Raw genomic sequence first — 12,961 nt, forward strand, 5'->3', positions numbered from 1 at the left:
GCCGGCAACAACGATGTGGCGACGCTGGAGAAGTTCGTGACCCGCATGCAAGCCGGTGACCTGAGTGGGGCCCTGGAGATGGTCGACGAGGAGGCGGTCTGGCAGGAGGCCGAGACCCTGCCCTGGTCAGGGCAGTGGCGAGGACCTGACGGGTTCGCACGCCTGGAAGGCGCGATCAACACTTCGGCAGAAATGATTGTGCGGGACTACGCCGTCCTCGAAGCTGGCGAGGTAGTGGAGATGCGGCTCAATCTTGTATTCGTCTCCAGGAAGAGCGGGCGTCGACTGCCGATGGAGGTTGTGGAGCACTACACGGTGCGTGAGGGGAAGATCCACGGCGCGAACGCCTTCTACAAAGACACCCAGGCCGTCAACGACCTGGTCAAGCACGGCTGACCCACGCAGCACATAGCACGGATGCGCGGGGAGTACCCGGCGACGACACGGTGCTCGCCCGAGAGCTCACGGTGGTACTTAAGCGGACGCGGACGAGGCGGACCCCTTGGTTCGTCAGCTGGCCTCGGCCTCCCCGAGCGGGGAGTGCGGTCTTCGGTCGTGCGGATTGCCAACATCGCGCACAGCAAGAGACCCGAACCGCAACGAGTCCGGCAAATGGCAAGGGTACGGGGCGGAGTGCCGGGCCATGCGCGCGCCGTTGTCCGGCCCGCACGCCATGGCCCGGCCCACCGTCTCTTCAGTCCAGGTCGGACATGTCGAGCACGAAGCGGTAGCGGACGTCGTTCCGCCGGAGGCGGTCGAGTGCCGTTTCCACCTGCGACGACGGGAGTACTTCGATGTCGGCGGCGATGCTGTTGTCAGCGCAGAATTGGAGCATCTCGGCTGTCGCCAGGCGGCCTCCGCTGCCCGCGGAACTGAGCTTCTTGCGGCCGATGAGCAGGTCCATGACCTCGACGGTGACGGCGCCCAGGTACCCGAGGAGGCTGAGGGTGCCGTCCATCGCCACCAGCTTCAGATACGGAGCGAGGTCGTGAGGGGCGGAGATGGTATCGATGACGACGTCGAAGGTGTCACGTGCCGTGGCCATCTTCTGGGTGTCGGTGGAGGCGATGAAGTCGTGAGCGCCGAGCTTGCGGGCGTCGTCGCGCTTGTCCTGGCTGCGGCTGATGACGGTCGTGGTGGCGCCGAGTGCCACGGCCATCTTGACCGCGAGGTGACCCAGGCCGCCGAGGCCGGCCACGGCGACGCGACTGCCGGGGCCCACGCCGAGGGAGCGCAGGGGCTCCCAGACGGTGACGCCTGCGCACATCAGCGGGGCGGCTGCGGCCGGGTCGAGACCGGAGGGGAGCGGGTAGGCGAAGGCGTCGCGCACGACGTACTCGCGGGAGTAGCCGCCCAGGGTGGTCGACCCGTCCTGCCGGTCGGCGCCGCCGTAGGTCAGAGTCGGGAAGGAGTGGCAGAAATTCTCCTGTCCGGCTTCGCACATGGCGCACACGCCGCAGGAGTCGACGATGTTGCCCACCGCGACGCGGTCGCCGACCGAGAAGGTGGTCACCTTGGGGCCGATCCCGGCCACCACGCCGGTGAATTCGTGACCGGGCACCAGGGGTGCCTTCGTGTGCTGGTCGTAGGCGTGCAGGGCGTGCAGGTCGGTGTGGCACACGCCGCAGTAGTCGACCTGCACCGCGACATCATCCGGGCGCAGGTCACGGCGCTCCAGCGACGTGCGCCGCAGCGCCGTCGGGGCGGCCGCCTGCCATCCGGTGGTCGTTCGCATACGTGACTCCTTAAACAGACTGTTCTGTCTGTTGCAGCGTAAGCGCGACCGCACCCCAAGGCAAACCAACTGTTCTGTTTGGTAGAGTGTGGGCATGCCGGAACAGCCCCAGACCTCGCGAGGCGCCGCGACCTACCAGCGCATCCTGGACGCCGCCACCGAAGAGTTCGCCCAGCACGGCATCGCCGGGGCGCGCATCGAACGCATCGTGTCGGCAGCGCGCACCAACAAGGCACAGCTCTACGCCTACTTCGGCGATAAGGAACGACTCTTCGACGCGATCTTCCTCAGCTCGCTGGAGCGCATCACCAACGTCGTGCCCATCGACGCCGACGATCTCGCGGACTGGGCCGTTCGTCTCTACGACGAATACCTGCGCCGCCCCGACCTCATCCGACTGGCGACCTGGACACGACTGGAGCGCCGGCCTGCCGGGCACCTCGTCGAGACCCACCAGCACTACGACGACCGCAAGCTCACGGCCATCGCCGAAGCCCAGGCCGCCGGGCGGGTCCGCGCAGGTGACCCGTTCGACATCATGGCCATGGTCATCGCCATGTCCATGGCCTGGTCACCGGTCAGCAACGTATATGCGGCCAGCAGCCAAGAACACGATGACGTACATGACCAGCGCCGCACCCTGCTCCACGACTGCGTCCAGAGCGCCACCGCGGCCAGCAGAGGCGACGCATCCCCCTCATGACTGCCACCGACACCCCAGGTGACGCTCACGCACGTTGCCTGGGCTCCAGCCAGGACCGGCCCAGGTCTCATGCCGGAACTGCCGCTGCCTCCACCTGCGGAGCGCGCGCGAGTCCCACGCCGACCTCGAGCCGGCCGTCGCTGAGCACGTCGAGCGTGGTCAGCATCCGGGCCAGGTGCGGCGGCTCGTAGTAGAAGGTGCTGAGCGTGCTGGCATTCAGCCGCACCCGGCTGGTCGCAGTCGCGGCGACGGTCCACAGCAGCACCGGGTCGAGGTAACGCTTCATCTGCGGCGGGTACGGCTGCTCTTTGCCCGGATAGGTGCTGTGCATATCGACCGGCTGGACCAGACGATCGCCGACCCACAGCGTGTCGTAGCCAAGGTCCTCGATCCCGCGGCAGAACGCGCTCAGGCCAGCTGCGCTGCTGATAGCGGGCCCGATTATGGGAAGTGTGAAACCAAGCTTCTTGGCGAGCCCCTTCGGTGTTCCGTCAACCGTCTGGTCAGACGGGAAGCTCGGTGATGCTGAGGGCGAAGTCCAAGTTCCCCACTCCGTGGTTGGCGAGGCCCACCGTGACCACGCCCGCTCCCTCCAGCCAGTGCGCCATTTTCAGGCCGCCGACGTCCAGCGGGCGCATCCCGAGGCTCTCGATGAACGCTTCCACACTTGCCTTTGCCTGCGTGCTGTCGCCGGCGATGAAGACGTCGGGCCGGCCCTTTTCCAGGACATGGCGGAAGACGGTGTTGAACGCCTTCACCACGCTGGCGCCGGCCGGGGCCGCCTTGGCGACTTCCTGCGCGATGGAGGTCTCCTCGCGGTGGGCCAGCCCGTCGAACGTGGAGTTGAAGGGGTTGCTGATGTCGACGATGACCTTGCCCGCGAGAGCTTCTCCGTACTGGGCGACGGCCGGTACGACGCCGTCGTGCAGCAGGGCGACGATGACGATGTCCCCGGCCGGGGCGGTGCCCCATTCTCCCGTCGTGGCGGCGCCGCCGAGAGCTTTGGCCAGGTCGGCGGCCTTGGACTGATCGCGGCCCATGATCTCGACGGTGTTGCCGCCCGCTATCGCCCGCGCGCCGATGGTGCGGGCCATGTTCCCGGTGCCGATGATGCTGATGTTGCTCATGAGGTGTCCTGCCCTGGTTGTGGTTGTTCGGTTCAGATGGCGGTGGTGCCGCCGTCGGCGACGAGTTCCATGCCGTTGACGTAGCTGGAGTCGTCGGAGGCGAGGAAGAGGGCGGCGGTGGCGATTTCATCGGGGCGGCCCATCTGGCCGCGGGGGATGAGGGACTCGAACTGGCGCTTGGTGGCCTCGTCGAAGAGCTCTGCCTGCTTGGCGGTGGCGACCTGGCCGGGGGTCAGGACGTTGACGCGGATGCGGCGGTCCTTGAGCTCGTTGAGCCAGACGCGGGCCCATGCCTGCTGGACAGCCTTGCTGCCGGCGTAGACGCTCCAGCCGGGGAAGGCGCCGAGGGAGGCGTTGGAGCCGGTCATGAGGATGGAGCCGCCGTCGTTGAAGAGCGGGAGGGCCTTCTGGACGGTGAACAGGGTGCCGCGGGCGTTGAGCCCGAACCAGGTGTCGAACTGGGCCTCGGTGATCTCGCCGAGCGGTGCGGGCGCGCCCCCGCCGGCGCTGGCCCACAGCACGTCGAGGCTTCCCTTCTCCCGCTTGACGGTGTCGTACAGGCGGTCCAGGTCGTCGAGGTTGGCGGCGTCGCCCTGGACGCCGGTGACGTTGCGGCCGATCTGCTTCACGGCCTCGTCCAGGGCGTCCTGGCGGCGGCCGGTGATGAAGACGTGCGCTCCCTCGTCGACGAACAGCTTCGCGCCGGCCAGCGCCATGCCGGTGCTGCCGCCGGTGATGACCGCAACCTTCCCGTCAAGCTTTCCCATAGTCATTCCCTTGGGTCGGTGGTGCCGTGCGCACCTGGGATGACGGTGTTATGTACACCGCCCTGTGTGCTTAACGTACGGGGCGGGTGGCTGGGGCGCAACTATGTACACCGGTCGTTACCGAGCTGCGGTACGCTGGGCCCATGACGGAGTTGGAGAAGGGCCCCACGGGTAGCCGCCGCGGCCGGGGCGCCCGCGAGCGCATCCTCGGCGCGTCCCAGCAGCTGTTCCGCGAGCAGGGCATCAACCGCACCGGCATGGACCAGCTCTGCGCGGCGGCCCAGGTGTCCAAGCGCACCGCCTACCAACACTTCACCGGCAAGGACGAACTCGTCGCCGAGTACCTGCGCCGGTTCGACCCCTCCGTTCTGTCCGGCGTGTTCGACCGCACCGACCACACGCCCCGCGAACGACTCCTCGCCGCCTTCGATATCCCCCCCACCACCCCCCTGTGCCCCTACATCGCCGCCGCCGTCGAACTCCACGACCCCCAGCACCCCGCATCCCAGTACGCACGCGACTACAAGAAGGCCGTCGCCGCGCGGCTCGCCGAAACCGCCCGCGAAGCCGGCGCCGCCGACCCCGAACAGCTCGGCGAGCAGCTCGCGCTCCTCATCGACGGCGCCGCGGCCCGCACCCGGGTCCTCGACGCCGACGCCTTCCCCACCGCCGCCGCCATCGCCGCCGTCCTCATCGACAACGCCATCCCCGCCACAGCCGGCGATGACCGGCGACGGGAGGAAGTGTCGAGTTGACTCGGCACTCCGCGGCCGGGCTGGACGCGCGGCTGCACCCGCTGGCACGCGACATCAGTCGCCCGGTACCTGACTGGGACCTGCTGGCTTTACGGAACTGGCCGCCCGCCCGCTGAAGGCCGCAGCAGAAGCCGCCGGGGAGACCGGCGACCCCCAAGAACCCGCCGGCGTGGTCGGCCTGGCAGCTGCCGGTGCCGCACACTGCCGTAGCGCTAAACAGCCTCAGCGCCCTGCCGGACAACTCAGACGAGATGATCGGGGCGGCAGCAGGCGCTGCGTACACGGCGGCCCGGAACCGGGCAGCCAGGGATCTTACGCTGCGGCGAGCCTGCGGGAGATCACCGAGCGGCTCGTCATCTCCACCGGGAAGAAGAAGGGCCAGCACCCGTCAGCGGCCACCATCATGCGGATGCTCCGCGACCACGATGAGAACGTACTGGAAGCGTCTGATTACGGATAGCTACTTTGCCCCTGGCCGTGGCTCCAGGAGTTCGAGGCCGGATGAGGGTCCTCTCTGGGAGGGTCGGGCACGTGTTCTAAAGCAGTCGACACCTTGTTGCCCGACAACGCACTTGCCTAATGAACGGCCAGGGTGTGCCAGGTGGAGGGTGCGAACGCGGAATCGGGGTGGCGAAGCCCGAGCAGCACTGTTCCGTCGGGGCGCTCCAGATAGAGGTGGACGCCGATCACGTTGGGGACGGTGCCGCTGGGAGAGGCCGGTCGACGCTCGGCTTCCGAAGCGTGGGCGACGTTTGAGGTGAGAGTGGAGGCGATGGCTGGGAAGGTGGCGGCGTGGCGTCGCACGAGGTCGCTGGTGGAGGTTGTGATGCGCAGACGGTGGAGATCGTCGGTAGCAAACCAGGCAAGCATCACCCCTTCCGTCAGACGGAGTTCGCGTGGGTCGCCGTTCCAGTTTCCGGCGTAGATGGCGATGGGCAGGGTCGCGCCGGCGGCGTCGACCGCTTCCTCGGTGCCGAACGGGGTCAGGTCGGGGATGTGCAGTCCGGCTTCTTCGTCGAGTTCGCGTCGCACGGTGTGTTCCAGGGTGGTGTCCTGGGGTTCTCGGCCGCCGCCGAGGAGCGACCACATGCCCGGCTCCCAGATCTGGCCGGGGAAGTAGTCGCGCAGGTGGAGCAGGTATTCACCGCGGTCGTTGTAGATCAGGGCGGAGGCGTTGGCCGTCTCCGGTTCGACGGCGGGCGTGAGCTTGAGCAGCTTGTCGCGCAGGGAGGGGGAGGCCACCTTGTCCAGGGGCCGCCACTCGATGCCGCCGACTTCTTCTTCCTGCAGCACCACGGGCACCTCTGTGGCGGTGCGTAGGCGGAAGAGGAAGCGGAAGTCGAAGTGCTGGTGGCCGGGTTCGCCTTTGCCTGGGTGGGCGTCGATGTCGTGGATGTCGACGTCGAACGGCACGGCCTCGTAGCCGGGCCACGGTGCCACGGCCTGGGGTGGGATCCCGGTCTCCTCGTGCAGCTCCCGCAGGGCCGCCTCTGCCAGGGACTCGTCGACGGGTTCGGCGTGCCCGCCGGGAGCGAGGACCTTCCCGCTCGCCAGGTGCAGCACGTGCAGGACGCGGCCGAGGGGGTCGACGACGATGGCACCGCAGGTGACGTGCCCGGAGAAGGTGGAGCGGCTGGCGATGTCGGTGGGCCGGTCGAGGGCTTCCAGGAGGCCGCCGAGCTGCGGTCGCTCGTGAGGGTGACGAGCGAGATAGGTCTCGACGGTGGTGCGGATGTGGTGGTGCGACATCGGCATGGGTGTACCTCGGAGGGGCGCGATGCGGAACGAGTCAAGGCGGGGGCGTTCGCTTCAGCTCAGCCGCATCCCCTCCGCCGGGACTTCCTCGATGGCGGTGGGGCCAGCGGTGGGCAGGCCCCACCGCTCCCGGGCCGTTTCAGTGGCGAGGCGGGCTTGCCGCGCCCCTGGCGGGCCCCATCCGAGCAGGGCAGCTGCCTGGGCGGGGGTGGCGAGCAGGCGTGCGAAGGGGCGGCCGGTGGCGGGGTCGACGGCCGCCGGCCCGATGCCGGTGACACGGGCGGCCAGGCGGAGCCTGGCGTTGGGCCCCACCCCGCCGTAGACCTCGCCCGTCTCATCGAGCACCCAGCCCAGTCGCACCGGGTCGGTCAGGGTGAGCTGGGCTTCCTCGGCGGCTTCGCGGTGGAGGGTTGCCTCGGGCGTCGTGTCGGCCTTCTCCACGGTGCCGCCTGGCAGCATGGGCATGGCGCCCCGGGGGCCGGGGTCGGCAACGAGGGCGACCCGGCCGTCGGGAACGAAGCACCACGCCCAGGCTTGCTGCACGGGGAGCCGCTCGGGCACAGGGCCACGGTTGAGGGGACTGTCCCACATGGGCCGGTAGCGGACGTGGACGTCATGGCGATCCAGCGCCGGGACGTCGAAGATGTGCCGGCCGTCGGCGAGGTGCGCGGTGGCGGTGTTCCCGAGCCGGGCACGGTAGGCGGCGAGCATGATCTGCCCGTCCACGGGGCGCAGCCGCTGCACCGCGTCCCGGGTTTCGAGGAAGGCGTACTCGGACAGCTCCTCGCGAGGCAGGCGGATCGCCTTCGCCTGGTCGGGGGTGAGGGTTCCGCCGTCGAAGACGTACCGGATCTCTCCAGGGAAGGGCGCGGCGGGCCTGATGTCTGGGTGGTGCGGCGAGAGGGAGTGGACGGCAAGCACGCCCGACAGGGCCAGTTCCGCCAGGCCCAGTTCCTCGGTGATCTCGCGCTGGCAGGCGGCGTGCGGGTGTTCGCCGGGTTCGACGACTCCGCCGGGCAGCAGCCACCGGTCGTCCTCGCGGTAGGTCGGGTGGACCAGCAGGACGCGGCCGACCTGATCGGTGATGATCGCGGCGGCCCCGAGCCACACCGCGTGCCGGGTTGCGGCGTACTGCGCTGCTGACAGAACGGACTGCGATGCAACGCGTGCTGACGGAGGGAGGGAGGAGGACATGCTCTGCCTTTCGGTGGAGCGGGTCATGCCTTGTCCAAGACGCTGGGCGAAGCAGGCTTCGGGACGTTCGGGGTCGGGGCGTACTGGGCGGCCTGGGTGTCGAACATGGCGGCGTACCGCCCGCCTGCGGCCATGAGGTCGTCGTGGGTGCCGTGCTCGACGAGGCGCCCTTGGTTGAGGACGTAGATGCGGTCGGCGTGACGGACACCGGACATGCGGTGGGTGACCAGGACGACGGCCCGGTGCGGGGCGGCCAGGCGCCGGATACGGTCGAAGGCAGCGATCTCCGCTTCCGGGTCGAGGGCGGAAGTCGGCTCGTCGACAATCAGGACGCTGTCCGATTGCGATGTTGAGCTACGCCAGTGGGTGCGGGCCAGACCCACTTTCTGCCACTCCCCGCCGGAAAGTTCGATGGCTCCGCGGAACATGCGGCCGAGCATGCTGTCCAGCCCGTTGGGGAGTTTGGCGGTGACGGGCCCGGCTCCGGCGTAGTCGACGGACTGCTGCAGGTCGTGGGCCGAGGCGTCGTGGTCGGGACGGCCGATGCGGATGTTCATCGCGGCCGTGACGGGCCAGCGCTGGAAGTCCTGGGTGAGCAGGGAGACGCGCTGGAAGACCTGGGCGCGTTCGAGCCCGGAAATGTCGGCCTCGCCCCACTTCACCGTGCCGTCGTGAGGCAGCAGCAGACCGGACAGGATCTTCATCAAGGTGCTTTTGGCGGAGCCGTTCTCGCCCACGACGGCAGTGACCGACCCCATGGGGAAGGTGAGCGTGACGTCGTCCAAGGCCGGCGCGTCGCGGTCAGGATATCGGTAGGTGACGTGTTCCAGTGCGACCTGCTTGACCTGGTCAGGGACGGGATTGCCGGTCTCAGGGATGGCGCGTTGGGCAGCTTCGGCCAGGAACTGACCGTGGTCCCGCACGTAGAGGGACTCCTCGTGCAGCTGGTTGATGTTCATCACCAGTGCGCCCAGGCTCGCCGACCCGGTCCGTACCGCGATCACTGCGGTGCCGGCGACGGCGAGGCTCATGTGACCGGCCATGACCAGCCAGATCATCGTTCCGTAGGTGGCGGCCATCGCCAGCCCGGACAGCGCGGAGGCGACCCATTCGGTGACGGCCTTGCTGGAGGCCAGACGCTCCTGCTCCGACTCTGCGCTGGCGGCCATGCGCCGGTACCGGTCGAGGAGGAAGGGACCGACGGCGTGGATGCGCACTTCTTGTGAGGCGGTGCGTTCGGTGAGGAGGTTGCCGATAAGGCGGCTGGCCCGCACGTGCTCGATCCAGCTCATCATCGATACGTAGCGTTCCTGTGCCACCCGCATGGCGCCCCAACCCCGGGGCGCGGCGATGACCAGCAGCATGGGCAGCAGCGCCGGATGCAGGACGGTGAGCACACCGGCCGTGGCGATCAGCGAGATACTGCTGTTCAGCGCGGAGACACAGGCGCCGATCATGCGGCGCGCGGAGGCGGGCCCGTACTGGGCGATGTCGATCAGACGTCGGAAGTCCGGGTCGTCGATAGCTTCGAGTTCGACGGCGGTGGCCGCGGCCAGATACTGCGTGGTGGCGATCCGCTCGACCTTCGGCTCCAGGCGGCCGGCCCGAGAGGTCGACCACCCGGCCAGGGCGGAGTTCACGACGGCGACGCCTGCGGCGGCGAGCAGGCCCGGCAACAACGCGTGCAGCCGCTCGACAGCGTCTCCGCCCCCTAACAGCGCGTGCATGACCGCGTTGATGGCAAGCAGGCCGACCGCGGCGGCGATGCCCTGGCCGAGTTCGCTGATCGCCACCGCCACGAGCGCACGGCGATCCGCGCTCCAGGCCATCCGCAGGGCAGCGCCGACGAGTCTGGGCATCTGGCGCAGCGCGGAGCGCATGGTCAAGTCCAGTCCCGCGTGCTCGTGTTGGGACCAGCCCATGTCGTAGCGCAACGGCCCGCCGAAGAGCTCGCGTTCTGCCTCGGATACCTGGGGCTCCGCCATGCGGACCTTGCCGAAGAATCGCTTCACTCGCTGCCTCCCTGCGTCGGCCAGTTCAGAGCCCGGTAGGACGGGCCGTGGGTGATCATGTGGAAGATGGCGGTGGTGTACGGGTGGCAGTCCGGCGAGGGTTTCTCCATCGACACCCAGAACAGCCCTTCGTGCTTGTCCGGCTCGGCGTTGTGCGGCTCGCCCGCCCACGACTGGGGCGACGAACACGGCGGTAATCCGATCTGGGCCGTCGCCGGGTACGTGGTGGTGAATGAGGCCGCAGAACTCCTGTTGCTCGACGCTGATGCGGACCCCCGTCCCTTCTTCCGCTTCGCGCCGCGCGGCGTGGTCGAGGGTTTCGCCAGCTTCCAGATGGCCACCCACGACGGTGAGTTGCCCCGGTGCGAGGGTCGCGTCCGGTCTGCGACGTACGCACAGGGCGGCACCGTTCGCACGGAGCAGGACCTGGGCCACGTCAGCGATCAGCAGGTGAGGCGCGTCGCTCACAGACGGCCCTCCTGCATCAGGCGTTCGACGGTGCGCCGGCCGCGCGCGGTCACGAGCGGGTCGCCGTGCCGGGGACCGTAGGCGAGAGCGCTGGCGGCGTCAGCTGCTGCGAACGCTGTCAGCGCGTATTCCTCTGCCTCGGACAGAGGTCGGCCGTACCCCTCGAACAGGGCGGTCCGCAGCTCGGGACGATTAGGCCACAGTGAGGTGGCGAGTTTGACGAAGTCGGTGACACAGGGGCCCGGTTCGCTGCGCTCGAAGTCGATCAATGCGCAGCGCTGGCCGTTCCAGAGCAAATTGCGCTCCCAGAAGTCCCCGTGCCGCCACCCGGCCGGTAGCGGTCCGCAGCCGGGCAGCGCGCTCACCAGGCGCCGCAGCAGGTCGGCTTCCGTAGCGGACAGGTGGTCGCCGGCCTCGGCGAGGTGCTTGTCCAGGCCGGCCACCGTGTTCTCGACGACTGCGCCGGCTTCCGGCTGGAGCAGGGTGCCGGTCATCGCGTCGTGGAAGCGGCGCAGGAGCTGGCCGGCCTGCCGGTGGGCCGTGCGGCGGCGCGCGGGTGACTCCTCTTCCTTCAACGGCTCGCCGTCCACGGCGGTCAGGATCAGGGCGAGCAGCTCCGCGGAACTGTCCCGCAGCACCGGGGCGTTGCCGTGACCGAGGTGAGGGACGGCCACCCGGTAGGCACGGGTCTCCCGCGTGTACAGGATCGGCTTGGGCGCCACTTTCACGTAGTGGTCGCCGGCGGGTCCGGTCACCCTCCACACCTGGGAGTTCTCGCGGTCATGCGAGGAGTCCCGCACACCGGCCTGGGGGCCCAGCACGCTCCCCACCCAGGCGTGGAGGGGGGAGGGGAGGCGAGTGGAGTCCGTCATGCCAGGTACCTCGTATCCGGTCGTGATCCGTCGGAGAGCAGGGCGGCGCGGTCGGAGGCGAGGTGAAGGCTGGCGCCCGAGGAGGCAGCGGTGTTTTCGAACGCAGGATGAACGAGCGCTGCGGCGTACGGGATGCATGGGGGCTCCTCGGGGCGAGATGCGGACAGGTGATCGGGTAACGGTGGGTCTGCTGTCGCCGTAACGGGTGGAGGCGGGCGAAATCTAGAACCTGATTTCGAATACCGGGCCCTCTCCTTCTGTGGTCGGGTAGGGCGGGCTGTGATGCTGTGTTCGATCACTCATGTGGGTTGCGGTACTTCCTGCGGGGGATTGCCGGAGGCCGCCTGGTCGGTCATGGCGTGGCGAGGTCCGGGCGGAGGGCGACGGCGTCGCGAAGGAAGCTGCGCTTGGAGTAGAAGGTGTGCTCGGCCGCCCAGCCGTGACTGGCGAGGTACTCGCAGAGCCAGCTGTCGATCCGCTTCATCTCGATGAGGACCTCGTCCTGGTCGTGGTCGAGGATGCTGCGCGAGCGGAGGTACTCCAGCTCGCACTGGGAGAGCACCACGTCGGGGGCCGCCAGGAGGGCGCAGCGGTCGAGGAAGATGCCGTAGACGTGTCCGGTACGCAGCGACTCGCACTGGATGTCGTAACGGACGCGCTGGAAGGGCGGCATGGCCCGGACCTGGAGACCCAAGTCCTTGTGTAGGAACGCCTCGAAGCGGTCGGGGGTGATGTCGAGGCCAGGGGTGAGTTCCTCGCGGCGGGCGAAGGCGTCCTCGGTGAACCACTTCCGCTTGAGCACGTGCCCGGCGGTGACGGTGGGGATGAAGGAGGCGTAACCGACCTCGGGCTCGGGGCCGGTGACGTCGAACAGATGGTTCTCGGTGTGGTGGATCTGGAACTCTTCCCGGTACTCCGGACGGCAGCCTTCCAGCTCGCCGTCGCGCAGTGCCTTGAGCAGTCCCATGGACGCGGACCAGATGTCCGGTGCCGGGTCGAGGGTGTACTTGAACTCCAGCTCGGTGCCGGAGAAGTGCTTGCGGAAGTACCGCAGGTGGTTGTTGAGCGCCATCCTCGACTCGGCGTGCGCCGTCAGGACGGGCTCGAGCCAGCGCAGTTCCTCGACCGGACCGTGACCAACTGGTTCTCGGGTGGTGCGGACGAAGCAGGCGTCCTCGGGGTGGAAGCGGATCTGCGCGTACGCGTGGTAGCCGCCGCCGGGATGTTCGGCCAGGTAGCACAGCGGCACCAGGCCGGAGGCGGGCTTGACGCCGACCAGACCGCGCAGGGCGGGGCCGGCGATGGCGTCGGGGAACAGCTCGCCGCCGTCGATCCTGGCCGCCCCGAGCCGGGTGCCGCCAGGGCGCAGTGCTTCGGCCGGGCAGGGCCCCAGCGCATTCCAGCGGACGATCACGGTGGTGGCCGGCTGGCACACCTCCTGCGGTGGTACCCGTACGAGCACGATCGGCTCGTCTGGCCGCCATGGCGCGGTGCGGTTGAGGAGGTGGACGCCGCCGAGGACGACCCAGGCTCCCCGGTCCGAGAGCTGCTCATCGTGCACGCTGGATTCCTT

Annotated in this window: 13 protein-coding genes and 1 pseudogene; 3 read left to right on the forward strand and 11 right to left on the reverse strand. The window is 68.9% G+C overall.

Going from position 1 to position 12,961, the window contains the following annotated elements:
- Positions 1-36 precede the first annotated feature (36 nt).
- Complete coding sequence (locus ACFT7S_RS06445) at positions 37-396, forward strand: nuclear transport factor 2 family protein (protein WP_382728520.1); 360 nt, start codon at positions 37-39, stop codon at positions 394-396.
- Positions 397-694: 298 nt separating this feature from the next.
- On the opposite strand, the gene ACFT7S_RS06450 is transcribed toward ACFT7S_RS06445, so the two are convergent.
- On the reverse strand, positions 695-1,735 hold the full coding sequence (locus ACFT7S_RS06450) for an NAD(P)-dependent alcohol dehydrogenase (RefSeq protein WP_382727791.1): 1,041 nt from the start codon (positions 1,733-1,735) through the stop codon (positions 695-697).
- A gap of 94 nt (positions 1,736-1,829) precedes the next feature.
- Here ACFT7S_RS06450 and ACFT7S_RS06455 point away from each other — a divergent pair, with 94 nt between their 5' ends.
- Complete coding sequence (locus tag ACFT7S_RS06455) at positions 1,830-2,438, forward strand: TetR family transcriptional regulator (protein WP_382727794.1); 609 nt, start codon at positions 1,830-1,832, stop codon at positions 2,436-2,438.
- 67 nt (positions 2,439-2,505) lie between these two features.
- Here the strand turns inward: ACFT7S_RS06455 and ACFT7S_RS06460 are convergent, their stop codons facing one another.
- Genes ACFT7S_RS06460 through ACFT7S_RS06470 form a run of 3 tightly spaced genes read right to left on the reverse strand, consistent with a single transcriptional unit; the run spans position 2,506 to position 4,332 of the window.
- On the reverse strand, positions 2,506-2,883 hold the full coding sequence (locus ACFT7S_RS06460) for an LLM class flavin-dependent oxidoreductase (protein WP_382728523.1): 378 nt from the start codon (positions 2,881-2,883) through the stop codon (positions 2,506-2,508).
- Between the two features lie 58 nt (positions 2,884-2,941).
- Positions 2,942-3,565, reverse strand: a complete 624-nt coding sequence (locus tag ACFT7S_RS06465; protein ID WP_382727797.1) for an NADPH-dependent F420 reductase — start codon at positions 3,563-3,565, stop codon at positions 2,942-2,944.
- A 32-nt stretch (positions 3,566-3,597) separates the two neighbouring features.
- Complete coding sequence (locus tag ACFT7S_RS06470) at positions 3,598-4,332, reverse strand: SDR family NAD(P)-dependent oxidoreductase (protein WP_382727799.1); 735 nt, start codon at positions 4,330-4,332, stop codon at positions 3,598-3,600.
- 143 nt (positions 4,333-4,475) lie between these two features.
- On the opposite strand from ACFT7S_RS06470, the gene ACFT7S_RS06475 reads away from it, so the two are divergent.
- Positions 4,476-5,087, forward strand: a complete 612-nt coding sequence (locus tag ACFT7S_RS06475) for a TetR/AcrR family transcriptional regulator (protein WP_382727802.1) — start codon at positions 4,476-4,478, stop codon at positions 5,085-5,087.
- A gap of 576 nt (positions 5,088-5,663) precedes the next feature.
- Here ACFT7S_RS06475 and ACFT7S_RS06480 read toward each other — a convergent pair.
- The 7 genes and pseudogenes from ACFT7S_RS06480 to ACFT7S_RS06510 form a co-directional block, all read right to left on the reverse strand.
- On the reverse strand, positions 5,664-6,842 hold the full coding sequence (locus ACFT7S_RS06480; protein WP_382727805.1) for an NUDIX domain-containing protein: 1,179 nt from the start codon (positions 6,840-6,842) through the stop codon (positions 5,664-5,666).
- A 54-nt stretch (positions 6,843-6,896) separates the two neighbouring features.
- A complete protein-coding gene (locus ACFT7S_RS06485; RefSeq protein ID WP_382727808.1) occupies positions 6,897-7,952 on the reverse strand; it encodes an NUDIX domain-containing protein in 1,056 nt (351 codons plus the stop codon).
- Positions 7,953-8,059: 107 nt separating this feature from the next.
- Positions 8,060-10,048: an ABC transporter ATP-binding protein gene (locus ACFT7S_RS06490; RefSeq protein ID WP_382728526.1), complete on the reverse strand. Its 1,989-nt coding sequence runs from the start codon at positions 10,046-10,048 to the stop codon at positions 8,060-8,062.
- A complete protein-coding gene (locus ACFT7S_RS06495; protein ID WP_382728577.1) occupies positions 10,045-10,389 on the reverse strand; it encodes a hypothetical protein in 345 nt (114 codons plus the stop codon). The genes ACFT7S_RS06490 and ACFT7S_RS06495 overlap by 4 nt, the downstream gene beginning before the upstream one ends.
- Positions 10,289-10,516: pseudogene (locus tag ACFT7S_RS06500) on the reverse strand (NUDIX hydrolase); the annotation flags it as partial. The pseudogene ACFT7S_RS06500 and the gene ACFT7S_RS06495, both read right to left, overlap by 101 nt.
- Positions 10,513-11,388, reverse strand: coding sequence for an aminoglycoside phosphotransferase family protein (locus ACFT7S_RS06505; protein WP_382727811.1), 876 nt, complete (start codon positions 11,386-11,388; stop codon positions 10,513-10,515). The pseudogene ACFT7S_RS06500 and the gene ACFT7S_RS06505, both read right to left, overlap by 4 nt.
- Positions 11,389-11,740: 352 nt before the next feature.
- Positions 11,741-12,949 (reverse strand): hypothetical protein, encoded by a 1,209-nt coding sequence (locus tag ACFT7S_RS06510; RefSeq protein WP_382727814.1) that lies wholly within the window; start codon positions 12,947-12,949, stop codon positions 11,741-11,743.
- Positions 12,950-12,961 lie beyond the last annotated feature (12 nt).

Source organism: Streptomyces sp. NPDC057136 (assembly GCF_042670885.1).
Classification (GTDB): Bacteria; Actinomycetota; Actinomycetes; order Streptomycetales; family Streptomycetaceae; genus Streptomyces.

What these genes read in the sequence shown, in the direction of transcription:
- ACFT7S_RS06450 (WP_382727791.1), bottom strand. Translation starts at nt 1,735, where the DNA reads ATGCGAACGACCACCGGATGGCAGGCGGCCGCCCCGACGGCGCTGCGG.
- ACFT7S_RS06455 (WP_382727794.1), top strand. Translation starts at nt 1,830, where the DNA reads ATGCCGGAACAGCCCCAGACCTCGCGAGGCGCCGCGACCTACCAGCGC.
- ACFT7S_RS06465 (WP_382727797.1), bottom strand. Translation starts at nt 3,565, where the DNA reads ATGAGCAACATCAGCATCATCGGCACCGGGAACATGGCCCGCACCATC.
- ACFT7S_RS06470 (WP_382727799.1), bottom strand. Translation starts at nt 4,332, where the DNA reads ATGGGAAAGCTTGACGGGAAGGTTGCGGTCATCACCGGCGGCAGCACC.
- ACFT7S_RS06475 (WP_382727802.1), top strand. Translation starts at nt 4,476, where the DNA reads ATGACGGAGTTGGAGAAGGGCCCCACGGGTAGCCGCCGCGGCCGGGGC.
- ACFT7S_RS06480 (WP_382727805.1), bottom strand. Translation starts at nt 6,842, where the DNA reads ATGCCGATGTCGCACCACCACATCCGCACCACCGTCGAGACCTATCTC.
- ACFT7S_RS06505 (WP_382727811.1), bottom strand. Translation starts at nt 11,388, where the DNA reads ATGACGGACTCCACTCGCCTCCCCTCCCCCCTCCACGCCTGGGTGGGG.